This window comes from Mesorhizobium sp. LjNodule214, assembly GCF_964252735.1.
Lineage (GTDB): Bacteria > Pseudomonadota > Alphaproteobacteria > Rhizobiales > Rhizobiaceae > Mesorhizobium.
In genome coordinates, this window is the sequence record NZ_CAXUPE020000002.1 from 218,931 (window position 1) to 243,325 (window position 24,395).

20 protein-coding genes, 2 tRNA genes and 2 pseudogenes are annotated in these 24,395 nt (G+C 60.7%); 8 read left to right on the plus strand and 16 right to left on the minus strand.

What is annotated here, in order from left to right; genetic code table 11:
* Window positions 1-48: 48 nt before the first annotated feature.
* The 10 genes from ACSQ3Z_RS14950 to ACSQ3Z_RS14995 form a co-directional block, all read right to left on the minus strand.
* Complete coding sequence (locus ACSQ3Z_RS14950) at window positions 49-873, minus strand: tetratricopeptide repeat protein (RefSeq protein ID WP_436172115.1); 825 nt, start codon at window positions 871-873, stop codon at window positions 49-51.
* Window positions 860-2,584 (minus strand): dihydroxy-acid dehydratase, encoded by a 1,725-nt coding sequence (gene ilvD / locus ACSQ3Z_RS14955; RefSeq protein ID WP_436172116.1) that lies wholly within the window; start codon window positions 2,582-2,584, stop codon window positions 860-862. The genes ACSQ3Z_RS14950 and ilvD overlap by 14 nt, the downstream gene beginning before the upstream one ends.
* Window positions 2,585-2,874: 290 nt before the next feature.
* Complete coding sequence (locus ACSQ3Z_RS14960) at window positions 2,875-4,116, minus strand: OmpP1/FadL family transporter (protein WP_436172117.1); 1,242 nt, start codon at window positions 4,114-4,116, stop codon at window positions 2,875-2,877.
* 361 nt (window positions 4,117-4,477) lie between these two features.
* Complete coding sequence (locus tag ACSQ3Z_RS14965) at window positions 4,478-7,261, minus strand: valine--tRNA ligase (protein ID WP_436172118.1); 2,784 nt, start codon at window positions 7,259-7,261, stop codon at window positions 4,478-4,480.
* Between the two features lie 116 nt (window positions 7,262-7,377).
* Window positions 7,378-7,674, minus strand: coding sequence for a hypothetical protein (locus ACSQ3Z_RS14970; protein WP_436172119.1), 297 nt, complete (start codon window positions 7,672-7,674; stop codon window positions 7,378-7,380).
* 151 nt (window positions 7,675-7,825) lie between these two features.
* Window positions 7,826-8,665, minus strand: a complete 840-nt coding sequence (locus ACSQ3Z_RS14975; RefSeq protein ID WP_436172120.1) for a DUF2497 domain-containing protein — start codon at window positions 8,663-8,665, stop codon at window positions 7,826-7,828.
* Between the two features lie 249 nt (window positions 8,666-8,914).
* Complete coding sequence (locus tag ACSQ3Z_RS14980) at window positions 8,915-10,303, minus strand: TolC family outer membrane protein (RefSeq protein WP_436172121.1); 1,389 nt, start codon at window positions 10,301-10,303, stop codon at window positions 8,915-8,917.
* A 183-nt stretch (window positions 10,304-10,486) separates the two neighbouring features.
* Entirely contained in the window at window positions 10,487-11,158 is a 672-nt protein-coding gene (locus ACSQ3Z_RS14985) for a protein-L-isoaspartate O-methyltransferase family protein (RefSeq protein WP_436172122.1), read from the minus strand.
* A gap of 108 nt (window positions 11,159-11,266) precedes the next feature.
* A tRNA-Cys gene (locus ACSQ3Z_RS14990) sits at window positions 11,267-11,340 on the minus strand.
* A 137-nt stretch (window positions 11,341-11,477) separates the two neighbouring features.
* Complete coding sequence (locus tag ACSQ3Z_RS14995; RefSeq protein ID WP_006203446.1) at window positions 11,478-11,735, minus strand: PGPGW domain-containing protein; 258 nt, start codon at window positions 11,733-11,735, stop codon at window positions 11,478-11,480.
* 221 nt (window positions 11,736-11,956) lie between these two features.
* Here ACSQ3Z_RS14995 and ACSQ3Z_RS15000 point away from each other — a divergent pair.
* Together ACSQ3Z_RS15000 and ACSQ3Z_RS15005 are read left to right on the plus strand one after the other, a co-directional pair.
* Window positions 11,957-12,031, plus strand: a tRNA-Asn gene (locus ACSQ3Z_RS15000).
* A gap of 315 nt (window positions 12,032-12,346) precedes the next feature.
* Window positions 12,347-12,709 carry a YfaZ family outer membrane protein gene (locus ACSQ3Z_RS15005; protein ID WP_436172123.1) on the plus strand — a complete coding sequence of 121 codons (363 nt, stop codon included), beginning with the start codon at window positions 12,347-12,349 and terminating at the stop codon, window positions 12,707-12,709.
* A gap of 636 nt (window positions 12,710-13,345) precedes the next feature.
* On the opposite strand, the gene ACSQ3Z_RS15010 is transcribed toward ACSQ3Z_RS15005, so the two are convergent.
* The 4 genes and pseudogenes from ACSQ3Z_RS15010 to ACSQ3Z_RS15025 all read right to left on the minus strand — a co-directional run bounded on the left by ACSQ3Z_RS15010 (window position 13,346) and on the right by ACSQ3Z_RS15025 (window position 16,756).
* Window positions 13,346-13,513, minus strand: a complete 168-nt coding sequence (locus ACSQ3Z_RS15010) for a hypothetical protein (RefSeq protein WP_436173987.1) — start codon at window positions 13,511-13,513, stop codon at window positions 13,346-13,348.
* Between the two features lie 705 nt (window positions 13,514-14,218).
* Entirely contained in the window at window positions 14,219-14,554 is a 336-nt protein-coding gene (locus tag ACSQ3Z_RS15015) for a response regulator transcription factor (RefSeq protein WP_436173912.1), read from the minus strand.
* Between the two features lie 169 nt (window positions 14,555-14,723).
* A pseudogene (locus ACSQ3Z_RS15020) lies at window positions 14,724-14,874 on the minus strand (DNA-binding response regulator); the annotation flags it as partial.
* A gap of 4 nt (window positions 14,875-14,878) precedes the next feature.
* Window positions 14,879-16,756 carry a sensor histidine kinase gene (locus ACSQ3Z_RS15025; protein WP_436172124.1) on the minus strand — a complete coding sequence of 626 codons (1,878 nt, stop codon included), beginning with the start codon at window positions 16,754-16,756 and terminating at the stop codon, window positions 14,879-14,881.
* A 164-nt stretch (window positions 16,757-16,920) separates the two neighbouring features.
* Here ACSQ3Z_RS15025 and ACSQ3Z_RS15030 point away from each other — a divergent pair.
* The 6 genes and pseudogenes from ACSQ3Z_RS15030 to ACSQ3Z_RS15055 form a co-directional block, all read left to right on the plus strand.
* Window positions 16,921-17,145: pseudogene (locus ACSQ3Z_RS15030) on the plus strand (outer membrane protein assembly factor BamB family protein); the annotation flags it as partial.
* Window positions 17,146-17,164: 19 nt separating this feature from the next.
* A complete protein-coding gene (locus ACSQ3Z_RS15035) occupies window positions 17,165-18,208 on the plus strand; it encodes an outer membrane protein assembly factor BamB family protein (RefSeq protein WP_436172125.1) in 1,044 nt (347 codons plus the stop codon).
* A gap of 68 nt (window positions 18,209-18,276) precedes the next feature.
* Window positions 18,277-19,686 (plus strand): cytochrome ubiquinol oxidase subunit I, encoded by a 1,410-nt coding sequence (locus tag ACSQ3Z_RS15040; RefSeq protein ID WP_436172126.1) that lies wholly within the window; start codon window positions 18,277-18,279, stop codon window positions 19,684-19,686.
* Between the two features lie 14 nt (window positions 19,687-19,700).
* Window positions 19,701-20,687, plus strand: a complete 987-nt coding sequence (gene cydB / locus ACSQ3Z_RS15045) for a cytochrome d ubiquinol oxidase subunit II (RefSeq protein ID WP_436172127.1) — start codon at window positions 19,701-19,703, stop codon at window positions 20,685-20,687.
* Between the two features lie 135 nt (window positions 20,688-20,822).
* Window positions 20,823-21,647: an LssY C-terminal domain-containing protein gene (locus ACSQ3Z_RS15050; RefSeq protein ID WP_436172128.1), complete on the plus strand. Its 825-nt coding sequence runs from the start codon at window positions 20,823-20,825 to the stop codon at window positions 21,645-21,647.
* A 106-nt stretch (window positions 21,648-21,753) separates the two neighbouring features.
* The gene (locus ACSQ3Z_RS15055) at window positions 21,754-22,836 is read left to right on the plus strand and encodes an AI-2E family transporter (RefSeq protein WP_436172129.1); all 1,083 of its coding nucleotides are present in this window, start codon (window positions 21,754-21,756) and stop codon (window positions 22,834-22,836) included.
* 313 nt (window positions 22,837-23,149) lie between these two features.
* Here the strand turns inward: ACSQ3Z_RS15055 and ACSQ3Z_RS15060 are convergent, their stop codons facing one another.
* A complete protein-coding gene (locus ACSQ3Z_RS15060; protein WP_287320233.1) occupies window positions 23,150-23,953 on the minus strand; it encodes a transporter in 804 nt (267 codons plus the stop codon).
* Window positions 23,954-24,191: 238 nt separating this feature from the next.
* On the minus strand, window positions 24,192-24,377 hold the full coding sequence (locus ACSQ3Z_RS15065; protein WP_436172130.1) for a hypothetical protein: 186 nt from the start codon (window positions 24,375-24,377) through the stop codon (window positions 24,192-24,194).
* Between the last annotated feature and the right edge of the window lie 18 nt (window positions 24,378-24,395).

Sequence of the window (24,395 nt, forward strand, 5' to 3'; positions counted from 1 at the left end):
GGTCAACGTGCGATCGTCGTGAATCTCGGCAGTTCGGTCGTTGGCGCCTTACTGGTCGCCGCCGCCCTTGGTGAGGATGTCGTCGGCCAGCGAGATGGCCGTACGGCGGTCGGCTTCGCCGGCGGCGGCAAACGCCTCTTCCTGCATGTTGCGGATCCACGGCTGGTCGGCCGGTGCCGCGCGTTCAAGCGCCGCCGTCATCATCGCCAGCCCGCGCACGATCTTGCCGCTCTGGAACAGGAGGTTGCCGAGCGTCGCTTGGGCGCCGGCATGGCCCTTTTCGGCGGCGAGCTGGAACCAGCGCCCAGCCTGTCGGACGCTCGCCTTGACGCCGCCCTCGCCTTTCAGGAACATCTGGCCCATCTCGAACTGGGCATTCGGATTGCGGTAGTTGGCGGCCGCACGCATGTAATATTCCTGCGCCGCCACTTCGTTTTCCTCGACCGGGCTGCCGGGAATGCCTTTCCGCAGATAGTCGCCGAGCGCCACCAGCGCATCCGACACGTAGCTTTCCTCCGGCGACCCCGGCTCGACATCCTGGTCGACGATCTCTGAGAAGAACTTGAACGCCGCATAGTCGTCACGGGTCACGCCGTCGCCCTCGGCATACATGCGTGCGAGCTTCCAGGTGGCGCCGATCTGGCCGTTCTCGGCGGCATATTTGTAAGCCTCGACCGCCTGTTCCTTGTGGCCGCTCTTGTAGGCGGAGAAGCCGAACTGGAAAACCGCCCACGGGCTGGACTGCGGCTTCACGCCGGTCTTGTCGTCGAACACCTTGTCGTCGAAGGCCATGGCCTGGCCCACGGCGCCCAAGGTCGCTACAGCGACCAGTGCCGAAAAGACAGACGACCTCAACACCTCAGATATCCGCATAGCAATGTGTTTCTTTCGCACCGCCGGGATGGGTGACCGCGCCGTCGCGAGCCGACCCAACCGTCTGCGCATATTTCCAGATCGCGCCCGACTGATAGTCGGTCGTGCGCGCCTTCCAACTCTTCGCCCTCGTCTCCAGTTCCGCATCGGACAGATCGACCTCGATCGTGCCGTTGACCGCATCGATCGAGATCACGTCGCCGTCTTTCAGCAGCCCGATCGGGCCGCCCACGGCTGCTTCCGGCCCGACATGGCCGATGCAGAAACCGCGTGTCGCGCCGGAGAAGCGTCCGTCGGTGATCAGCGCCACCTTGCCGCCCATGCCCTGGCCGTAGAGAGCCGCCGTCGTCGATAGCATCTCGCGCATGCCGGGACCACCGCGCGGACCCTCGTAGCGGATGACGAGAACCTCGCCTTCCTTGTAGTTGCGCTGCGTAACCGCTTCGAAGCACTCCTCTTCCGAATCGAAGCAACGCGCCGGACCGGAGAATTTCAGTTCCGACATGCCCGCGACCTTCACGATCGCGCCTTCGGGGGCAAGGTTGCCCTTCAAGCCCACCACACCGCCCGTCTGGGTGATTGGCCGGTTGGCGGGACGGACCACATCCTGACTGTCATTCCAGGAAACATGCTGCATATTTTCGGCCAAAGTGCGGCCAGTCACCGTCAGGCAATCGCCATGCAGATAACCATGGTCGAGCAGCGTCTTCATCAAGAGCGGAATGCCGCCAGCCTCGAACATGTCCTTGGCGACATATTTGCCGCCCGGCTTGAGGTCGGCGATATAAGGCGTCTTCTCGAAGATCGCGGCGACGTCGAACAGGTCGAACTTGATCCCGGCCTCATGCGCGATCGCCGGCAGGTGCAGCGCCGCATTGGTCGAACCACCAGTGGCCGAAACCACGGTCGCCGCATTCTCCAGCGCCTTCAGCGTGACGATGTCGCGCGGCCGGATGTTTTTGGCGATCAGTTCCATGATCTTTTCGCCGGAGGCGAAATTGAAGCGGTCGCGCATCTCATAGGGCGCCGGCGCGCCGCAGGAATAGGGCAGCGCCAGCCCGATTGCCTCGGCAACCGTGGCCATGGTGTTGGCGGTGAACTGGGCGCCGCAGGAACCGGCCGAAGGACAGGCGGCCTGTTCGATCTCGAGCAGTTCTGAGTCACTGATCGTGCCGACCGAATGCTGGCCGACGGCCTCGAACACGTCCTGTACCGTGATCTGCCGGCCGCGATAGCTGCCGGGCAGGATCGAGCCGCCATAGATGAAGATCGACGGCACGTTGAGCCGCACCATGGCCATCATCATGCCGGGCAGCGACTTGTCGCAGCCGGCGAGGCCGACCAGCGCGTCATAGCAATGGCCGCGCATGGTGAGTTCGACGGAATCGGCGATGACCTCGCGCGACACCAGCGACGACTTCATGCCCTGGTGGCCCATGGCGATGCCGTCGGTGACGGTGATGGTGCAGAATTCGCGCGGCGTGCCGCTGGCGGCCGCGACGCCCTTCTTGACCACCTGCGCCTGGCGCATCAATGAAATGTTGCACGGCGCCGCCTCGTTCCAGCAGCTGGCGACACCGACCAGAGGCTGCGCGATCTCGGCCGCCGACAGCCCCATCGCATAGAGGTAGGAACGGTGCGGCGCACGCGCCGGACCGACGGTCACGTAGCGACTGGGAAGCTTGGCCTTGGAGATTACTTTGGCGTCCATACTCGTCCTTGCCGCGGGCGGCGCGGCCTGCCCCATCGCCGAGCCTTTTGGCGCGTGTCCCGAGACATATTCGAGGTGCGCCGGGTTTATGGCGGGAAATAGGCAATTCCTCCGACCGGAACTGTAGCGCGGGGGTTGTTCATAAACTGTTGCTAAAACGTCACAATCGTAGGAGGTGGCGATGCTGCGACTTATAAGCAACGCAGGCGCTTGCCGGCACTGTCCAGCGTCACCACTTCAAACATAAAAGGCCGGGCGATGCCCGGCCTTTTATGTGACTTTCCAGAGACTTAGAACTTGATCTTGACGCCGCCCGAAATGGCCGTGACCAGATCGTTGCCAAAGTCGTAACTGACGTCCGTGCCGGCCACATAGCCGTTCTCGTCGGTCAAGGTTCCGGAATGGCCGCTGGTCAGCACACCGATCGCGCCGGCCAGGCGAATTTCGACATTCGGGCTCGGCGTATAGGCGACACCGCCACCCAGAGTCCAGGTATCGCTCTGGGAGCCAACGCCGTGTGAGGTACCACGATCCCATGAAATCTGGGCTGCACCGCTCCACTGGTCGTTGAACTTGTGGCCGATGCCGGTGGTGACCGTCCAACCGTCGCGATACATCAGATCAAGCGATGTCATCCTAACCGGAAAGGGGGAAACCGTCGTGCAGGGCGCGAGACCCTTGGAGGCCTGCGAACAAATCGGAATGCTCTGCAACACGCTCCAGTTCACCCACTTAATCGACCCAAAGGCGAGCCAGCCAGGTGCGATGCCGGACTGGAGCTTCATTTCCACCGAGTCAGGCATCGAGGCGCTGCCATAGATCGGGAAGCCAAGTGAGCCGACATTCGTCAGGTCGAGCGTACCGGAGAGGTTGTCGAGCTTGACCTGCGAGTTGTAGACGAGGCTGGCGCGCAGCGCGATCTCTGGGATTTCGTAAGCTAGGCCAGCGCGCCAGCCCCAGCCTGTGCCCTTGAGATCGACACGACCGGTGCCGCCGAAATCGGGCACCAGCGGCGACACAAGGCTTTCCTTGAAGCCATAGACTTCCTGATAGAAGACGCCGCCGATGAAGCGAAGCTGGCCCTTGCCAGCATCCATCTTGTAGGAGCAGGTCGCGGCGTAGTTGTCGCTCTTGATATCGGTTTCCATGTTGGACTGGGCGCCATTCCACCGACCGGGTGCGGTGTGCGCCCCCCACGGCTGGGAATAGTCCACCATACAGTCGACGCCATAGCCGATGGTTGCCTTGGCTCCGATGCGTGGCACCCAATAGCTCTCGCTGTCATCGGCCGTGCTCATACCCGTCAGGGTGCCATTGAACGGATCGGTATCCACCGCGTTCTTGAGCTTGCGTTGCGGCATCACAAAGGTGGCCTCGGCCTCCGTGGCGAACGGCGCCGGATCGAATAGAAGATCGATGTCGTAGCCACCGCGCTCGATACCGCCGGCATGTGCCGGCACCACCACCGTCCCAATCAAAGCCATCGAAAAGCACCCTGCCCCCAGCAGTGCTTTGAGACGCAAATAGTTCATGAATTCCCTCCCCGAAAATACCGGTGCATCAAGCTAGAACCAATTCGGGTTAACGGCGCAACAACGAATTCGCGGGGCGTACATGTACACCCTTGCCAAACGCATTTTCGACAAAGTGATGGACCTTACGGCAGGGGCCTAAAATGGTCTCACCGACCCAAATCGGCCGAAAAAATTTGAAAGATTGGCCCGAAAAGACCCAAAAACAGGCATTTTTGCGGGCATTTGGCCCAATTGTTACATTATGGCAACAATGGGGCTAAAACATTCCGTTTACGTCAATATTAACGTAGCGGAATGTCTGTTTTTAAGGCAGCGAACGGCCGGCCAAGGCCGTTCGAGCACGGCACGAATCTGCCGCTCAGCCGGCATCGCGGACGCGAGCGAGAGCCACCGAAAGCTTCTCCTGCGCCTCGCGATATTCCGCGAGTTTTTCACGCTCGGCTTCCACGATCTCGGCCGGCGCACTGGCAACGAATCTGTCGTTGGACAGCTTCTTGTGCAGGCGGGCGATCTCCTCGGTCACCTTGGCCAGTTCCTTCTGCAGCCGCGCCGCCTCGGCGGTCAGGTCGATCAGGCTGCCGAGCGGCAGGCAGATCGTCGCCTCGTTGAGCACGATCTGCGCCGAGCCCTTGGGGGCGGCATCTTGCAGCGAAATGTCGCCGACCCGCGCCAGCCGCTGGATGGCGGAGGCATGGCGTTCGAGCCTTTGGTGCGTTTCCTCGCTGGCGCCGACCACCACCAGGGGCGCGATCGCCGCCGGCGGCACATTCATTTCCGACCGCACGGAGCGGATGCCGGAGACGAGATCGACCAGCCAGTTGATGTCGGCGGCGGCGGCCGCGTCCTCGAAGTCCGGCGACGGCCAGGCGGCGTGGCAAAGCAGCGAGGCGCGCTCCTTGCCTTCGCCTGCGGTCTCGGCCCACAGTTCCTCGGTCATGAACGGCATCATCGGATGCAGGAGCTTGTAGATCTCGTCGAGCACGAAGGCGACGCAGGCCCGGCTCTCGGCCTTGGCGGCCTCGTCCGTGCCCATGAACACCGGCTTCAGTAACTCCAGGTACCAGTCGCAGAACAGGTTCCAGACGAAACGATAGGCAGCACCCGCCGCATCGTTGAAGCGGTATGAGGTGATACCGTCGGTGATCTCGCGTGCGGCGCGCGTCAGCTCGGTCAGGATCCAGCGGTTGACCGCCAGCTTGGCGTCGTTCAGCCAGAAATCGTCATTGCGCGCGACCTCGTTCATCTCGGCAAAGCGCGTCGCATTCCACAGCTTGGTGCCGAAGTTGCGGTAGCCGGCGATACGGGCCGGGTCGAGCTTCACGTCGCGGCCTTGCGCCGCCATCACCGTCAGGGTGAAGCGCAGCGCATCGGCGCCATACTCATCGATGAGATCGAGCGGGTCGATGACGTTGCCTTTCGACTTCGACATCTTCTGCCCGTTCTTGTCGCGCACCAGCGCATGGACATAGACGGTGTGGAACGGCTCTTCGTCCATGAAATGCAGGCCCATCATCATCATGCGGGCGACCCAGAAGAAGATGATGTCGAAGCCGGTGACCAGGACGTCGGTCTGGTAGTAGGTCTTGAGCTCTGGCGTCTGATCCGGCCAGCCCAGCGTCGAGAACGGCCACAGCGCCGAGGAAAACCATGTGTCGAGCACATCCTCGTCGCGGGTCAGGATCTCGCCCGGCTTGAAGTTCTCGAGCTTGTCCTCGACCCAGGCCTTCCAGGGCCCTTCCAGCGCCAGATAATACTCGATTGCCGCGGCGAGCGCTTCCTCCTCGGTCTTCTCGACGAAGACGCGCCCGTCCGGCCCGTACCAGGCCGGTATCTGGTGGCCCCACCACAGCTGGCGCGAAATGCACCAGGGCTGGATGTTCTCCATCCAGTCGAAATAGGTCTTCTCCCAGTTCCTGGGCACGAAGTTGGTGCGGCCCTCGCGCACCGAAGCGATCGCCGGCTTGGCGAGCTCGCCGGCATTTGCATACCACTGCTCGGTCAGGAACGGCTCGATCGGCACGCCGCCGCGGTCGCCATGCGGCACGGTGTGGCGATGCGGCTCGATCTTGTCGAGGAAGCCGCCGGCCTCCATCAGTTCGACGACCTTCTTGCGCGCGACGAAACGGTCGAGGCCGTCGAGCTCGTCCCAGAGGGCCTGGCGCTCCGGCGTCACCTCGAGGCCGGCGAGGAAATCCTCATTGTCCTTGAGCGTCACAGCCGCCTCGGCGGTCAGGATGTTGATCGCCGGCAGCTTGTGGCGCTTGCCGACCTCGAAATCGTTGAAATCATGCGCCGGCGTGATCTTGACCGCGCCCGAGCCCTTTTCCGGATCGGAATATTCGTCCGCCACAACCGGGATTTTTCTCCCGACGATCGGCAGCACGACATTTTTTCCCACCAGATGCCGGAACCGCTCGTCGTCCGGATGCACCGCCACCGCCGTGTCGCCGAGCATCGTCTCGGGACGAGTCGTCGCCACGGTGATGTAGGTCTTCGGGTTTTCCGGATCGAAGGCCACGCCCTCGATGGGATAGCGGAAATGCCAGAGATTGCCGTTGACCTCCTGCTGCTCGACCTCGAGGTCGGAAATCGCGGTGAGCAGCTTCGGATCCCAGTTCACAAGGCGTTTGTCCTTGTAGATCAGCCCTTCCTTGTAGAGCGTCACGAACACTTCGAGGACGGCCTTGGACAGGCCCTCGTCCATGGTGAAGCGCTCACGCGACCAGTCGGCGGAGGCGCCGAGCCGCTTCAGCTGGTTGAAGATCGCGCCACCGGATTCGGCCTTCCACTCCCAGACCTTCTCGATGAAGTCCTCGCGCGAAAGATCGCGGCGATGGATCTGCTTTTCCATCAGCTGGCGCTCGACCACCATCTGCGTGGCGATGCCGGCATGGTCCATGCCTGGCTGCCACAGCACGTTCTTGCCGCGCATGCGCTCGAAGCGCACCAATATGTCTTGAAGCGTGTTGTTGAGCGCGTGGCCCATATGCAGCGAGCCGGTGACATTCGGCGGCGGGATGACGATGGTGAAGGCCTCCGCCCCCTCCTCCGCACCCGCACCGGCGCGGAAGGCGTCGGCCTCTTCCCAGATTTTGGCGATCTTCGGCTCGACGGTTTTGGCGTCGTAGGTTTTTTCAAGCATGGAAAGCGGTCCGGGCTGTCGGGATTTGCTGGGTCCGGTGTAAATCGGAAGGTCTGGGCCGAGTCAACCGCAAGCGCCGCGCGTTTGTTCCACCTGAGTTGGCCTAATGAGTTCTGTTACTTTGCGGGAAGTCCATGCCCGCATTCGGCGCAGAATTTTGCCTTTGGCGTCCGGTATGGTTTGCCGCAGTCCGGGCAATCGCGGCCATAGTCGGAACGGCGGACATAGAACACGTCATAGGCGGTCCACAATTTGAAACCGGTAAGCTTGTGGTATCGATCGGCAGAGGGATGAGGCAGCGCCTTTTGCGCCTCATCCAAGGATGCACCGGTTTTGGCGCGGTAAGCCATGACTGCATCTATCGTTTCATGCGCATCACGCACGACGTCGGCATGTTCTTCGTCGCTCAGCATCGGCACCTCTGCGCCCAACCTGAAGCTGTAAACTCGTTTGCGGCTCATCGAGTATGGGTAGCAGGCACCTGCTCCCAACGAAATGCGGGGGCACCCAACTGACAAAACGCCGCCCAAAGGCAGCGCCTGTCACTTCGAGCAACCCGACAGACTATTGCGCGCCGCGCGCGACGCGCTCGATTTCCTCGCGGACCAGCCGCTCGACCAGCGTCGGCAAATTGTTGTCCAGCCAGTCCTGCAGCATTGGCCGCAGCATGTCCTCGGCCATCTCGTCGAAGGTCTTCTTGCTGCGGCTGGCAAAGGCATCGGAAAGCTCGCCGAAGGCGGCGGCGACCTGACGGCCCGCGTGTTCGGAAAGGATCGCCGGACGGGCGGCAACGGCATCGGACTGGCGGGGCATGCCGCCGCTGGAAGCGGCAGGTTCGAAAAAAGGTTCATCTGCGAGTTCGTCCTCGGCGATCTCGACCTCCGGTACGGCGTCAAACGTCCGCGCCTCGACCGTGTCCGTTCTGGCGGTGCCCGCAGCCTTCGCCGTTTCGCCCACGGCGGCGATTTCGCGCCGCCAGTCGGCTACGATGGCATCGCTGGTCTCGGCGACAGAAGCCGGCTCGGCCGACCTCGGCTCGGCAGCGATGCTGGCGCTCACTTCGGCAAGCGTCGTCGGCGCCTTCGGCGTGACCGGTGGAGTCGCCTCTGGGCGCACCCTGGTTTCCATGCGGGCCGTTTCCATGCGGGCTATGACCGGCTCGGCCGCCAGCTGCGCCTGCACCTCCGCCAGCGAAACCGGCTTCCTGGTGTCCGCTTCGGCGCGCAGCTCGGCGCGGAACGCATCCACATCCGGCGCCGCCGGCGCAGGCTGGAGATCCTGCCGCAGCTCGCCGGCATCACCGGGCTGCTTGCGGCCGGTGTCGCTGTCTTCGATGATCCTTCTGATGGAAGCCAGTATTTCTTCCATGGAAGGTTCGCGCTGAGCGCTGCTTGCCGTTGCCATCGTCACATCCGCCGCCCTTGTGACCCGTTCTCGATTTCCGTTCCGGCAAAGCCGGATTCGAATCATGGCGACAGGGTAACCGACGGATCGTCATTCGAGAATCCCCATTCTGGGGAGATGTTGGATTTCAACAGATTAGCTCGCGCGCCCAACTGGAAAGACCGCCGGCTGGGCAAGGGGCTCAACAAAGAAAAAGCGCCGCGTATCCATGGATACGCGGCGCTCCCAAAATCCCGGCTGTGATGTGCCTCAGCGCCCGTCCGGGGTGCGCAGGCCGATCCACTTGTCCTTGACGGCGTTGTAGTGCTCTTCCGGCTTGTACTTCACCACGTTCAGCGCCAGGCGATCGACCGACAGTCGCCCCACTGCCGACAGGATGGCGTAGCTCGCCACCACCACGTCGCGCTCGGAGGCGGCAAAGTTGATCTTGGCGCTGATGACGGCGTTCTGCGCATTCAGCACGTCGAGCGTGGTACGCTGGCCGACATTGCGCTCTTCGATGACGCCGTTGAGCGCCAGTTGCGCGGCAGCAATGACCTGCCTGTTGGCGGCGACGCTTTGCTGCGCGGCGGTATACTGCGTCCATGCCGAGGTCACGGCCTGACGCACCTGGTCGCGGCTCACATCGACTTCGATGCGTGCCTGGCTGAGCGATTCCTTCGATTGGCGAACCAGTGCCGAGGTGCGGCCGCCCGAATAGATCGGGATGGTCAGCGTCGCGCCGATGCTGGCCGAATTGGTCGTGCCGTCCTGCGTGCTCAGGACGCCGGGAACGGTGTTGCGATAGGCGCTGGAAACGCCGGCATTGGCCGAAAGCTGCGGCAGCAGCGCACCCTCTTGCGACTTCACCGAAAAACCCGCCGCATCGACCAGATGCTGGGTGGCAAGGATGGCCGGGTGCTCGGCGGACGCGATGGTGATCGCCGCGTCGAGGCTCGACGGCAAAAGCCTCGCCAGCGGCGAGGCTGCCTTGAGCTTGCCCGGCTCGTCGCCGACGATCTGGCGGTAGGTCGCGGCACTGGCCAGCGCCTGCGCGCGGGCCGCACTCAGCTGCGCCACGGCGGTAGAACGCGAGGCGTCGGCCTGGGCGACGTCGGTGCGCGTGCCCTCGCCGACCTCGAAGCGCGAGCGCGCAGCGCGCGCCTGCTCGGTCAGGAACTGCAGGTTCTGCTCCGTCAGCACCGCCACCTGGCGGTCGCGGATCACATCCATGTAGGCGCTTGCCGCGTTGAACAGGGTGTTCTCTTCGTTGTTGCGCAGGCTCTCGACCGAGGCCCGAACCTGCGCTTCGGCGGCCGCGACATTATTCTTGGTCTGGAAGCCGTCGAACAGCATCTGGTCGATCTGGACGCCGAAATTGCCGGTGGTCAGCCGCACACTCTGGTTGGTGCCATTGAGATGGCTGCTGGAGTAGTCAATGCTCGCCGAACCGTTAATCGTCGGGCGCCAGCCCGATTTGGCGATGGGCACGCCCTCGTCGGTGACGCGGACGCCGGCACGGGCGGAATTGAGCTGCGAATTGTTCTGGTAGGCCTTGGCAAGCGCGCCGGTCATGCTTTCCGCGGAGGCGCTCAATGGCGAAAGCGCGGTCGCGGAAACGAGGATGGCGGCTAAAACACTCTTGCGTACGGACGGCACGTGATATCCCTCATTCGTTTTGCATGGGAACTACGCCACACCAGCTCTCTTCCGATTAACTGGCGCCGCGCTTTTATATCGTTCCCCCGCTGACTGCCCCCAAAATACCCGGTTATGCAAATCAGCAACGATTGTTCAAATGCAAGCGATCATGACATCGCCTTCGCTGCAAGGCAAAACCGCTCAGAATTCAAACGCATGAATACGTTCAAATCCGGGTAGTGGCTTAATTGCCGCATTAAATGCGCGTCTTCCGGTTACAACCCCCCCGGATTTGAAAAAAAGCCGGGCTACGCCCGAATTGCCCTGTCCCTCGACTGCGACAAGACGCCCGCCCTCGGAAAGCTGGTCGAACAGCGAGACCGGTACGTCCTCGACACTGCCGCCGATGAAGATCACGTTGTAAGGTGCCTTGGCGGCATGACCTTGCGCCAACGGCGCGGTGACCACGGCCACATTGTCGCAGCCCAGCGCCAACAGCGTCGACCCGGCGGCTTCCGCCAGCGCCGGATCGCTCTCCAGAGCGACAACCGATCTCGCCAGCCGCGATAGCAGGGCCGAGGAATAGCCCGTGCCGCAGCCGACATCGAGCACCGATTCGCCGGCGCCGATTTCGGCCAGCTGCAGCAGCTTGGCGAGCGGCGAAGGCTCCATCAGGTAGCGCGCGCCGCCATTGGCGCCGTCGGAAATGCGGATGTCCTCGTCGATATAGGCGAGATCGCGCTGGTTCGCGCCGACAAAGGCCTCGCGCGGCACGGAAAGCATGGCATCGAGCAGCGGCGCGCTGGTCACGTCCGTGGTGCGGATCTGGCCGTCGACCATCTTCACGCGTCGTTCGGAGAAATCAGCGCTCATGTTCCAACCAATCCGCCCAAACCAATGCGCCCAAAACCAATGCGCTTGCCGCGCCAGGACCGCGGCTCATTCGACCGGAACCCCTGCTCCAAAGGGAGCCCGGGCAACTGGAGGCCTCGCCCGGAATCGAACCGGGGTGCAAGGATTTGCAGTCCTCTGCGTAACCACTCCGCCACGAGGCCTCGTTGCTCCCGGCGTTCCGAGCGGACTCAATATGTTGGCGGCAGAAAGTCGTCAAGCGCTCGCACGTCATTCCCGACGCTTTCCTCGTCGGGGCTCGATACGCCTTCTGCTGATCTGGAAAGGTCCGCTGGCCAGGTCAATCCGGCCGGCGCCGGCGCTCCCACCACACGACAAGCCGGCGCCGGTGGCGGCGCACCAGCGCAAATTCATAGGAAAGCACCAGCAATCCGATCGGAATCATCCAGAAGCCCAGGATAGGCAGGAAGCCGAGGATGCCGCCCAGGATCAGGACGACGCCGATGACGATTCTGAGCGCGCGCGAGCGCGGCATGGTGAATTCACGGCCAAAGACCGTGATCTTCCGCGCCGGTGCGTGTTCGCCTGCTGCAGTCATATCGAAGCCAGAACCCAGTTCCTGTGATTAAAGACACCCGCCGGTAAATGCCGCAACCGCCTTTTCGCTCCACGGCAGTGAGCAGAACCGCTCATATGAGGGCCCTCGCCGGCGATTGCCAGAAATCGTCATGCAAAAAAGCCCGGAAAAAATACGAAATGCTTCTTTGCAAAGGCGAAACGGGTTTGCTATAGGCTGCGCCACTCACATGAGAGCGCTGTTCCCCGGTAGCTCAGTGGTAGAGCAACCGGCTGTTAACCGGTTGGTCGCTGGTTCGAATCCGGCCCGGGGAGCCAACATTTTCAAAGACTTAGCCGATCCCAAAAATCTCCGGAAAACGGCTGATCTACAGCATATCTACAGAATCTGGTCTCGCTATGGGCCTGATCTGATGATTGCCGCGATCGGCGTGATAGGATGGCTTTGCACGAATTTCAGTACCGCCCAACGCCCTTTCACGGCGGTAACAGGGGTTCGATTCCACTTGGGCGTACCAGATAAATCAAACACTTAGCGCAAATCCGCAATCTGCGGTCCCGATAAGCGAACATGAAGATAGTGCTGTGGACCTTCGGCGGCTCTTATAGGTTCTCGACAATGGCACCGCGACCTTGGACGTTCTGGCAGGCGGACGGCTCTGGAATATCGACACGGATTTGACCGTTACTGGCCCTCTCGGCGGCGTTCTGGGGCAGGCCAGCGGCAGCAAGACTTGGGTCGACCCGCTGATTGGTGCGTCCGGCGATGTTGCTCTCGGCAACGGATTCGGGCTCCATGGCGAGGCGGATGTCGGTGGCTTCGGTGTTGGCGCCGACATTGACTGGCAGGTGCAGGGCACACTTCAATATCGCTACAGCGATACGGTCACGCTGGAAGCCGGCTATCGCTACCTTGCCGTAGACTACAACAACGACGGATTTGTGTATGACGTAGCGATGCAGGGACCAATCATCGGCGCCAGATTTCGGTTCTGATCGGATCGCCGCGTTAACGATCAGAGGGTACCCTGCATCGTGCGAATATTTCTAGCCAAGTGGTTCGGTGCCCGCGTGGGCCATCGGCCTAACAATCGCTCCAGTGCTTGAAGCGCGTCCGATCGTCAGGTCGTGCCGGCCATCCCAATGCCAACCGACGCGCCCTCCCCAGGGAGAACGATGCTATAAATCCGCATTTAGGTTCTTTTGCCCTAGACTGCTAGACGAGCACTGACAGCCGCCACGACCCAAGGAGCCTCTACTCCAATCTCGATGAGCTCCGCACAGAGGCGCTGAAAATCCTACGAGTTGGGCACTTTCGGTTTCTCTCGGTGGCATGCGAAAAAGAACGAGTGGATTGAAATTGAAGAACTGACAGCCGGTGCCCGCTAGGCCTGGGCAAAACCTCAAATCTCATCCCGGAAATCCAGCAGTGATGCGTGGCGCAGCTTCTCTTTGCCGCGTAGCTGCTTGACGCGACCGGTCAACCCCGGCTTTACCCATAGACCCGCCGCTTTTTCGCACCGCGCCCACCCGGACAAAAGAACTGCGCAGCTCGCTGGTACCGGCAATCGGCCGGTTCGCCCGTTTGCTCGGCCTGCCCCCTGCCTACCGGATCCGAATCTCAGAGACGGATTAGCAGTCCCATGATCGGCCTTCCTGGACGACATCAAAGATGAAGCCGTCATTGTTGTGGTTGACGCCGAGCGCACGATAGCTGGCAACAGCCGAAAAGCGGTCGTTGATGCGGTAACCAAGTGCGGCTGTGATATCCCAGTCGACATTGGCGCCGCCTGCACCCACCCCAGTTGGGTCGCCTGCGGTTTTCGCGCGTCATCATCGACGGCAGTGATGAAAATGACCGGGCAGGTGTAACCAAGCTCGAAGAACGGGGCTTTCGTACACTGCATGAACCACGGAAGACCTCCCGGATTTCCGTGGTGCTGTGGTCGCGCGACGATTGGCAGCAAATGATCAACCCCGCGAGAGCCGCTAGATGCGGCTCATCTCGACTTCCCAATCAAGTAACCAATTGCCAAGTTCTCCCCCCTTGATCGTCGCAGATGATGTAAGCTTCCGGCAACCGTTGGGAGGGCGTTTGAAGATGAGACCGGCACTCACTGGATTGTTTGCATTGGGGGTACTCCTCGTGCCTTCGGGTGCGGAAGCAGCAATGCAGTTCCGGTGTAGTTGGGAAGGCAGGATGCCCGTCGCCATCACTGTCGAAGGTGACGCTAATGCCTTGCGTTACTCTCCTTACGATGTGGGCGGCAGCTACTACGACATAGTTGCTACGAGATCAGGGGTTTGGCTATTGCTTGACGAGCCTAAACCCGTGTTAAGCATCCAAATGATATGGCCTGACCCCCCCATTACCGTGGTGTTGGACGCGTCCTTTGACGGTGGTCGCTGTTGGAAGTGACCTTGTGTGCCGAACGAGCAGGTCGTGCCAACTGAGGACATCCAAGCCGAATTGCCTCAAAGGACATCAAGAACGCCTTCAGCCGTTCAATCGGTTGACGCCGCTCCCAGTGCCTTGTTGACAGCGTCGATCAACAAGACGGCCGGGAATGGCTTGTGCAGATAGGCGACGCAATCTGCCTGGGCGCCCTGCAGTTCGAGTGCCTTGTCATCAACCGCAGTGATGAAGACAACCGGGAGCTTGGAACCGGCGCTTTTCAATTGGTGCCGTAGTTCGATGCCTGACATGCCGCGAAGATGGATATCGAGCACCAGGCAGCCGATCCGGCTCTTGGTGTCACGGTGGAGAAAGGCTTCGGCCGACGCATATCCCTCCGTCACGAAACCATGTGCGTTCAGTAATCGCTCGACGCTCCTGCGCATGCTGGGATCGTCTTCCACGACAGCCACGGTGCGTGGGGCACGTTCCAATTTGTGACTTCCTCAGCCAGCGCAGACATGCGCACTCCAATCGACCCTATCCTAGGTCCAAGACAGGACCGCGCATATTGTCCTAAGGGGAAGCGCCACCCTTTTGCCTGCGCATGGACTGAATGCAGCCGGGTTTGGAGCTTGGTAGACGTGTCAGAATTTTCGTCGCCCGACCCACAAGAGGCGACTCGGAAGCCCGAGGCCTCCATTACCCGTCCGACCGCTGTGCGAAACGACTTGTCGTCATCGACGATGTGAACGATCGGTTGCATGGGTTCATACGCGATTGGCAAGCGGCAAAACGAAGCGAAATACAGCGCCGCCTTCCGGACGATTGTCGGCCCATATCTTGCCGCCATAGGTCTCGACTATGGCGCGAGCGATGGACAAGCCCAGTCCGGTGCCGGCCGGCTTGGTTGTGTAGAAAGGGTCGAAAACAGTGCCGAGCTGATCGTTAGGGATGCCGCCCCCGGTATCGGAAACCGAAACCTGGACCTCCGATTCCTCTGTCAACATCGTCTGAAACATCAGCTTGCGCTCCGGCGCCGCCGCGTCGAGCATGGCGTCCATCGCATTGATGGCGAGATTGAGAATGACCTGCTGCATATGCACTTTGTCGGCCCTGATGAGCAATCTCTGTACCGCTTTACCGGCACTGACGACGACGCTCCTTTTTTCGGCTTCAGCGTGCAGGATGGTGATCGCGCTGCTGACGACGTCGTTCAGGTCGAACTCCTGCCAGTCGATCTCGCTTCGCTTCTTCAGCAATGCTCGCAGCTTGGCAATGATATCGCCGGCGCGCTGATTGTCTTCGCGGATATCGACGAGAATCTGCTGAATGAGTTGCAAATCCGGTGTCTTCCTCTGGAGTATGGCTTCCGCGGCTTCTGCGTTGCTGCGGATGGCGCCCAGAGGCTGGTTCAGCTCATGTGCGATCGATGCCGAAAACGCGCCTGCGGTCGCGGATTGATTCATATGCACCAGTTCGAGGAGACGCAGGCCAGATTCCCCTTGCGCGGCAAAGCGGCGCCGACGCTCGATCAACAACCCGGTGATGACGATGCCCTGCAGCGCGACGACGGCGAGCACGCCGAGGATCGCCTGCCAATGTTCTTCCCATAGGGTCTTTTCCTTAAAACTCAGGACGGTTCCGGGCGGAAGGGCGTTCTCGGACAACCCCCAGCGCTTCAGTTGTCTTGCGTCGACGAAATAGGTCTGTGGCACGTCGATATTTGCGATCGGCTTTCCGGCAAGGGCATCGACCGCGATGCCGGCCACGGTACGCCCTATCGATTCAAAGGTGACAGCGTTGCCACCGACAACGCCGTGGCCGATGTAAGTGTCATAAGGGCCGTAAATTGGCGCGCTGGCCGTGGCCGCGATCTGTTCGAGTGCTTGCCGCGGAATGAAGTTACGGCCAGTGCGATCCATTGCAACGGTCAGGAACAGAACAATGCTGTCTGCCGGGAAATGTGCGGCGCGTTCGACGAATTCATCGATCGTCAAATCATCCAGATAGGTCGTTTCATAGTCCTTGGCGGGAACGGCAAGATCAGCACGGGCCGATGCGAGCCATGAACGGTCGAAGGTCGACGATCCCCCGATGATGAAAAGATGCCTTGCGTTCGGCTGGAGGCCTCGAGCCATTTCGAGTATTTTCGTGATGTCTAATTCGCTGAAAACCCCGACCACATCGCTGGGTAAGTTCATTTTCGAAGCGCTGTCGTAACAGCAAAAGATTATCTTCGCCTCGGGGGCGATCCTGTCGCGATGGTTGACAATGAAGCTGGTCGCTGCCTCGCCGACAGCGATGATCACATCCGGGCGGTGATCCGCGTACTTCTCGGCGAGATATCGCGCCATGCGGTCGATGTGGGACTTCTCGGGGAATCTGGACAGATCGAGAAATTCCGAGAACAGATCGATCTTGCCTGCTGTCGCTTCCAGCAATCGATTTCTTGCTGTCTCTCCGACAATGACCGTCGCGGGAAGCCTCTCGTCGTAGGGATGGAGGATGAGCACGCGCGGCGACCGGTTGACGATCTCCCCCAGCGCAACTGTCTCGCTCAGAAAGATCGCAAACAGAAAAACGAAAAAAACTAAGACCGTACTTTGGACGCGGCGACGCGATCGAACCTTCAGATCGCGCACCATTCTGAGCATCCCTTTGCATCCGAAAGCCGGGAACTACTAACAGGTTAGCCAGACAGTGTCATCGGGGGAGCCACAAATGCGCGCAAGTCCAGCTATAGAAGAGCCTCAAAGTGGTCACCGTTTCACGACAGCGGCAGTTGCTGGCCGCATCGTACTGGGACGGCATGCTGTTTCGCGGTACCCAGGACGGACAGGTGCTGGCCTATGACTTCAAGACGGGCAAGCGGCTGTGGCAGACGACGATCGCCGATCCGAGCATCGGCGAGACGGTGCCTGCCGCCCCGATCGCCTGGGACGGCATGGTGTACGTCGGCCAAGCCGGCGGCGACTACAAAGGCGTGAAGGGCCGCATGTACGGGCTCGACGCCAAGACTGGAAAGATCGCCTGGGAATTCTACCTCGTGCCCTATGCCGAAGGCGACCCGGTTCCGCGGCCCTCTCGGGAAGTCGCCGCTCACCGATGCGACCTGGAATACCAAGCCCGGCATTCCGATCAGCGGCGGCGCCACCTGGACGTCGACCACGCTCGACCCGGCGACCGGGGCGCTCTATGTGCCCGGCGGCAACCCCGCGCCGGACTTCGCGGTCGGGGTGCGCGAGGGCGTCGCCGGAGAGGCAGCGAACCTCTATTCCGGCTCGGTCGTCGTCCTCGACGCCAAGACCGGCGACTACCGCGACCACTACGACATCAGCCCCGATGACTGGCACGACTGGGATGTGTCGAACCCGCCGATCCTTGTCAGGAGCCAGGGCGGCAAGGATATGGTGGTGGTCGCACCGAAGGACGGGCACGTCTACGGCATCGACCGCGCCACCGGTAAGCGACTCTACAAGGTCCCGGCGACGCAGATCGCGAACGCCGAGGCTCCCTTCGTCGTGGGCAAGCCGGTGCGGTTCTGCCCCGGCTCGGTGGGCGGCGCGGAATGGAACAGCCCGGCCTTCGATCCGTCGACCAATCTCATCCTGGTTGGCGAGGTCGACTGGTGCTATGCCGTAACGCTCGAGGACACGCACAAGCTCGAGACGGCGCCGATGGGGGTCCCCTGGTCGGGGATGTCGGCGCTGAATCCGTTCAACGATTTCGGCCACCCCCTTGAGGGCGACAAAGAGTGGCATGGCTGGGTCTACGCGATCGACGCCGATACTGGCCAGTGGGCTTGGCGGGCCAAGCTGAACTACCCGGTCCTCAGCGGCATGACCCCGACGGCGGGCGGCGTCGTTTTCTTCGGTGACGTCGACGGCAATTTCTACGCGCTCAATGCAGCGAACGGCGAGAAACTCTGGAATGAGCATATCGGCGGTGGGATCGGCGGCGGCGTCATCACCTACACCGCCGACGGTAAGCAGAAGGTCGCGGTGGCCGCCGGCTTCACCTCGCCGATGTGGCCGACGAAGATCACTACCGCCAAGGTGGTCGTCCTCGGGCTCGACGGCGCCGTGACGGCCCAATGAGGCCCGCGGACCCCGGCACCCAAGCGAGGGCGCCCGGGGATGATTAGGACGAAGATCGGATGCTATGCATGGAACTCGACCCGGTAATCCTGTCGCGTATCCAGTTCGCGTTTGTCATCAGCTTCCACATCATCTTCCCGGCCTTCACAATCGGGCTAGGAGCTTGGCTGGCCACTATCGAGGGGATGAGGCTGGCGACAGGCAATCCAGTCTATCGGCGGATATTCGACTTCTGGCTCAGGATATTCGCAGTGTCCTTCGGCATGGGAGTGGTTACCGGGGTTGTCATGGCGTTCCAGTTCGGCACCAACTGGGGCGTGCTGGCCGAGAAGACCGGCTCGATCCAGGGTCCGCTGCTCGGCTACGAATCCTTTACGGCATTTATGCTGGAAGCGAGCTTCTTCGGCGTCTTGCTGCTCGGCCGAGACCGGGTGCGCCCAGGGTTCTACTTCTTTGCCTGCTGCATGGTTTCCCTCGGCACCATGTTTTCGTCGTTTTGGATTCTGGCCAACAATTCGTGGATGCAAGTCCCGGTCGGCCACGAGATCGTCGACGGGCGGATTGTTCCTGCGGATTGGCGAGAGATCGTGCTCGGATCCGTGATGATGGTGCGCTGGCCTCATATGCTACTGGCGGCGTTCCTGACGAGTGCGATGTGCATCTCCGCGACGGGCGCTTGGTACGTGCTGCGGCGCATCCACAATGCCGAAGCCCGAGTCATGCTGCACTGGGGACTTGGGTTGGCAGCTGTGCTTATTCCGATCCAGTTATTCTTCGGCCACCTAACCGGCCTTTATGTCCTCAAGCATCAGCCTGCGAAGTTTGCCGCAATAGAGGCGCGCTGGCAGACGCAACAACCAGCTTCCGAGGTGCTGATCGCCTGGCCGGATTCGGCTAGTAGGCGCAATCTTTTTGCCCTCGAGATCCCCAAGCTCGGCAGCTTCATCGCCTCGGGCAACTGGACCGCCCGCGAGACCGGGTTGGATGCCTTTCCCGTCGAAGATCGCCCCCCGGTGCTGATCCCCTTTTTCGGCTTCCGCATCATGGTCGGCATGGGATTGATCATGCTGGCGGTGTCGTGGTTCGGCAACTTGCTGCGATTCACCGGCAGGCTGGAATCGTCCCGATGGTTCCTGTGGGCTACGTTCCTGTCCTTTCCGACTGGGTTCATCGCAATCCTGACTGGCTGGTACACAGCCGAAGTCGGTCGCCAACCTTGGGTTGTCTATGGAGTTCTGCGCACCAAAGACGCTGTGACGCCGTCGCTGCAGACCAGCGACTTGGTCGTCTCGCTGATCATCTACGTGCTGGCCTACAGCGTTTTTGTAAGCTTCGGCACCTACTACATTTACAAGCTGCTGCGCGATGGCCCCGCCAATGCGGCAGACGTCATCCCGAACGCCACGCCGAGCCGCCCATTGGCATTCGCTGACGATGCCGAGAGCGCTACCGGCGGCCAGAGGGAGCGCGTGAGATGACAGGAGCGAGCGACTTGGCCCTGTTTTGGGCAGCAGTTATCGCCACCTCGATCCTCGTCTATGTCATCCTCGATGGCTTCGATCTGGGCGTCGGTATCCTGTTTGGTACTACCCGGGACGAGGAAATGCGCAGCCGGATGATGTCGAGCTTGGCACCATTTTGGGATGGCAACGAGACTTGGCTAGTCGTGATCGGCGCAAGTCTCTTCGCGGCGTTTCCAGCGGTTTATGCCGTCTTTCTAGGAGCTTTTTACATCCCCGTTCTGTTGATGCCGATTGGGCTGATATTTCGCGGAATTGCGTTCGAGTTTCGCTATCGAAGTGGGCGAATGCGCCCACTTTGGGATGCCGGCTTCTTCGTAGGTTCCCTGCTCGTCGCCTTCGCTCAAGGCGCAGCCATTGGGGGACTTATGCGCGGCATTCCGGTTGCGAACTACCAGTACGCGGGTGGATCCTTTAGCTGGTTGCATCCGTTTCCCATCTTAACAGGTATCGGGTTAGTGCTGGGCTACATGCTGCTCGGTGCAGGTTGGCTGATCGTAAAGAACGACGGCGCCCTTCGCGACTGGGCCTATTTGCGCCTTGCACGGCTTGCTGTTGCCACCCTGGCCGTTCTGGCCCTGTGTTTCCTGGTTTCAGTAACGGTTGATATTAGCTCTGGCCTGGCCCTGGGCAGAATGCGCCTAGAACGCTGGACGCTCATCTTCCCGCTGATTTGTGTAGGCGCGATTGCTGGTGTTGCGTTGAGCAGACGGGCACGCATCGACATTCTTCCGTTCGCATTGGCGGTTACATTCTTTGTCGCCGCTTATCTGACTCTTGGATTTATGATGTGGCCGTTTATGATCCCCTATTCGCTCACCATCGCTGATGCCGCAGCTCCCGAAGCGTCCCTGCAGTTCTTTTCCTATGGAGGGATCGTCGTCCTGCCGGTGATCGTCGCCTACACGATCGGAGTCTACTGGGTCTTCAGCGGGAAGATCGATCGCCTCAAAACGTAACGGATAGTAGGCTGGTTCGGCTGGACGTTGGGCGACGTCTGGTGCGCCACCTTACCGGCCTAGCGAAAATTGGTCCATGACGAGGAACGACGCCACGATGGCGAGCTCATCCGGCGCTAGACGGGAGAGAGTATTTTGAGATTGCTGACGCGCCTTTGCCAGAGGATCCTGGTTTTCTTTCTGGGCGTAGTCAGCGTTTGGCTGATAGTCTTCGTCGTTTTCGATACTGCGGACCACAGACTTCCATGGCTCCTGGCAGTGAGTCTTACGTACGGCTTGGCCGCCTATGTTATTTTGCCAAACGTGGTCCGAATGGGCCTGAAGGTTCTTCATCGCAAACTCATCCCTAGGTACACGATCACCGGAGATGGTCTGCCCGGTGATCCTGTAAATCTCGTCCTCATCGGCACTCTTCAACAACTCTGCGAAGCCTTTGCAACAGCGGGTTGGTCCACGGCCGACCGTTTGGGGATGGCAAGTTCGTGGCGGATGATACGAGCGTTTCTGCTGAACTCTGCCTATCCCACCGCGCCTTTCAGCACTCTGTATCTCTTTGGGCGACGGCAGGACATTGGGTTCCAGCAGCCCATCGATAACAGCCCGCGCAAGCGCCATCACATCCGTTTTTGGGCTCTCAGCCTCGACCATTCCGGGGAGGATATGAGCGCAGCGAGCTTCTGGTTCAATACGGACAAACCGTCGGCCGACGAGCGTGTACTATGGGTTGGGGCGGGCACCAGAGATACCGGATTTTCTCTGACCTGGCTGACGTTCCAAGTTACACATGCTACCGATTCGGATACGAATGCCGAGCGCGACCACATAGTGGGTGAGTTGAGAGCAAAGCGAGTGATCGGGGATATCGCGTTGCACCAATGTGGTTCACGTTTGCAGACCGGAAAGGTCAATCATTACGTTACCGATGGTGAGATCGCGTTCGCCAGCTTGATAGAAAATTGAAATAGGATCTGTACCATCGCAACTCTCTCTTGGGTTCGAGGATCAGTGCGCTGGGAGGCAGCTAAGCCGGCAGTTGAGCTCGCAACCGAACGAGCGGAGAAACTCGATGAGAATTGCGCAACCAGCCACGTTCTGGATTGTGGTCTCTGTGGTCGCTTTGGTTGCGTTGGTGCTGTTGCGCCAAATCCTGCTGCCGTTCGTCGTCGGTGCATTGCTCGCCTATCTGCTCGTTCCGGCAGTCGACCGGTTGGAGCGGTTCGGGATTGGTCGTTCGTTTGCAGCTATGGCCGTCTTCCTGCCGCTGGTTGCGGGTTTTCTCGCCTTCCTCCTGGTGATGCTCCCGGCCATCATCGGCGAGGTCAGATTTTTTGTTGAGGAATTTCCCCGCTACGTCACACGACTCCAGTCGCTGGTGACCGATGCAAGCGGGCCTTGGCTGCACAGTGTCATGGGCGACGAGCTTCATATCGAGCAATCCTCCGCCGATGTCGCGAGGACGATGGGCAGCGCCTGGCTCGATGACTTCCTTCGCTCGCTATGGTCGGGCGGACGGGCCTTGTTCTCCCTTCTCTCGTTGCTCATCGTCACGCCGATCATCGCCATCTATCTCGCAATTGACTGGCAACGAATGATTGCGACGGTCGATGGCTGGCTTCCCCCGGCGCACCGCGACGATATTCGGGCGCTTGGGCGCGAGATCCACGATACGGTCGCCGGCTTCGTGCGTGGGCAGATCGTCATCTGTCTCGTTCTCGCCGCGCTTTATGCGACAGCCCTGAAGGTGACTGGGCTCAACCATGCCATTTTGATCGGCATCGCGGCAGGCCTCATCAGTTTCATACCCTACCTCGGGGCCGCCACCGGTATCTTGGTGTCGGTGTGCGTTGCCATGGCCCAGTTCTGGCCGAATTGGGCACCCGTCGCTGTTGTGGGGGGCATCTTCATCGTTGGAGAAATGCTTGCCGACTATGTGCTGTCGCCGCGCATCATCGGTCGTCGCGTCAAACTCAACCCAGTCTGGATGATGTTTGCGTTGTTCGCCTTTGGATGGCTGTTCGGCTTCATCGGATTGTTGTTGGCGATACCGATCGCTGCATCGTTGGGCGTGGTCCTGCGGTTCGCGAGGCGGCAGTCTCTGGCAGGTTCGGGTCACCGCGCCTCTGACGGGCTGCCTGGCCCGGAAGGATGAAAGGCCGGCTCTGGTCCCGATATACAGCAAGGCGCATCGGCATGTCGCAGTATGCCCTTGTTGCACCACGTCAATGACGGAGGCATCCTCCCTATCGTCAACGCCAAGCGTCCTGTGGAAAGCCGAACCGAACGCTGCTGTGGTCACGCCGTCAGGCAAGTCCGCTCCGCCAAGAGAGACGACATCGAATTCCACCACGGCAGGGACCGCTTAAGGTCAAACCTTGCATTCGTCTCGTCGATCGGAACGAGCAAGTAGCGCCAGAAGCGAACGATCAACGGCAGACGCTGCAACGTCCGCTTGCACGGCCGCCCTACTTCGGAAACAGCAGCGTAATTCCCGTGCGCACGCCGAAACCGTCCGGTCCGCTGTCAGGGCTTTCCGCCCAATATCGCACGCCTGCGAATAGGCTGATAGGTTGCTTGTCGATGCGTATAAGTTTCGCGACCTGGAAGTTGATCGGAACCGACCACTGGCGCGCTTCCCAATTGTAGGTGCTCTCGGTGTTCAGCGAGAAGGTCCAGGCGTCCTTCGTCGTGTACGAGACGAAAGGCTGCAGGAAGGTGGAATTGACGTCGGCGCCGTCGCCGGCGAACGACCAGATGTGGTTGGCCAGCATGCCGACCGTCCAAGGGCCGATTTGCTTCAGCACAACGGCGGTCGGACCCGCTCCCCATTTTTCGCTGCCGAGCAGGTCGTCGGTCGCCGTCGGAATGAGAAAGGCCGGTCCGACGCCCCAGATGATGCCGTTTGCGGTCGGTTTCTTGGGCGAGAAGAACAGGCTCTGGGTGATGTCGCCAAGGCCGAACTGATTGCCGGAGGGCCCGGCAATATCGTTCTGGTAGGCGATGGGCAGGATGGTGCGCGAGATGAGGTTCCAGTTGTCGTTGAGCGAGAACGGGATGACCGGTTGGATGTTGACATAGCCCTTGTCGCCGTCGTTGGGACCATAGCCCTGGTCCCAGTTGAACTGGAATGGCACGCTGATCAGCGAGGCGATCGGATTGGAGAGCTTCTTGGCGAGATCCTCGGCGTTGTCCTCGGCCTGCGATGGCCCTGCCAAGGCTGCGGTCAGAGCAATCGCCGCGGCGGTCGATGCAACGCGAACAGAAATCATACGACACTCCCTGAAGACGTTTCGGTCGATACCGTCGTGCGTTCAATCAAGGTTGACAAGTGCGTAGCGGCAACAGTGGGCTTTAAATGGCAGCAGAGATCCCGAACCGGACTTTACTTTTCGCGAGTCCGAATCGGTATATGTTGGTGATGATCCCGAAAGGTGGAACCGGTTTTCGCAAAAAAGATCGGGGTCAGCCAAAAGAGATACAGCCCAGTCATCGGGAGGGTTTCTGCCTCTATTGGTGACCGCCGAGTTGATTGGCCATGTTGCAGAAATCGCCATGCTTGGCTTTCAAGGCGTCGTCGCCGCAATCCCCTATCATATCGGTGCGATCCTCGTCCTTCAGCGCTTTCCACGCGGCAGTGAAGTCCGCTTCCGGCTTCAAGGTCGTCATGCTGGCGTCGGTGTAGAAGGGCGCCATGTCGTCGCCTCGTCGAGC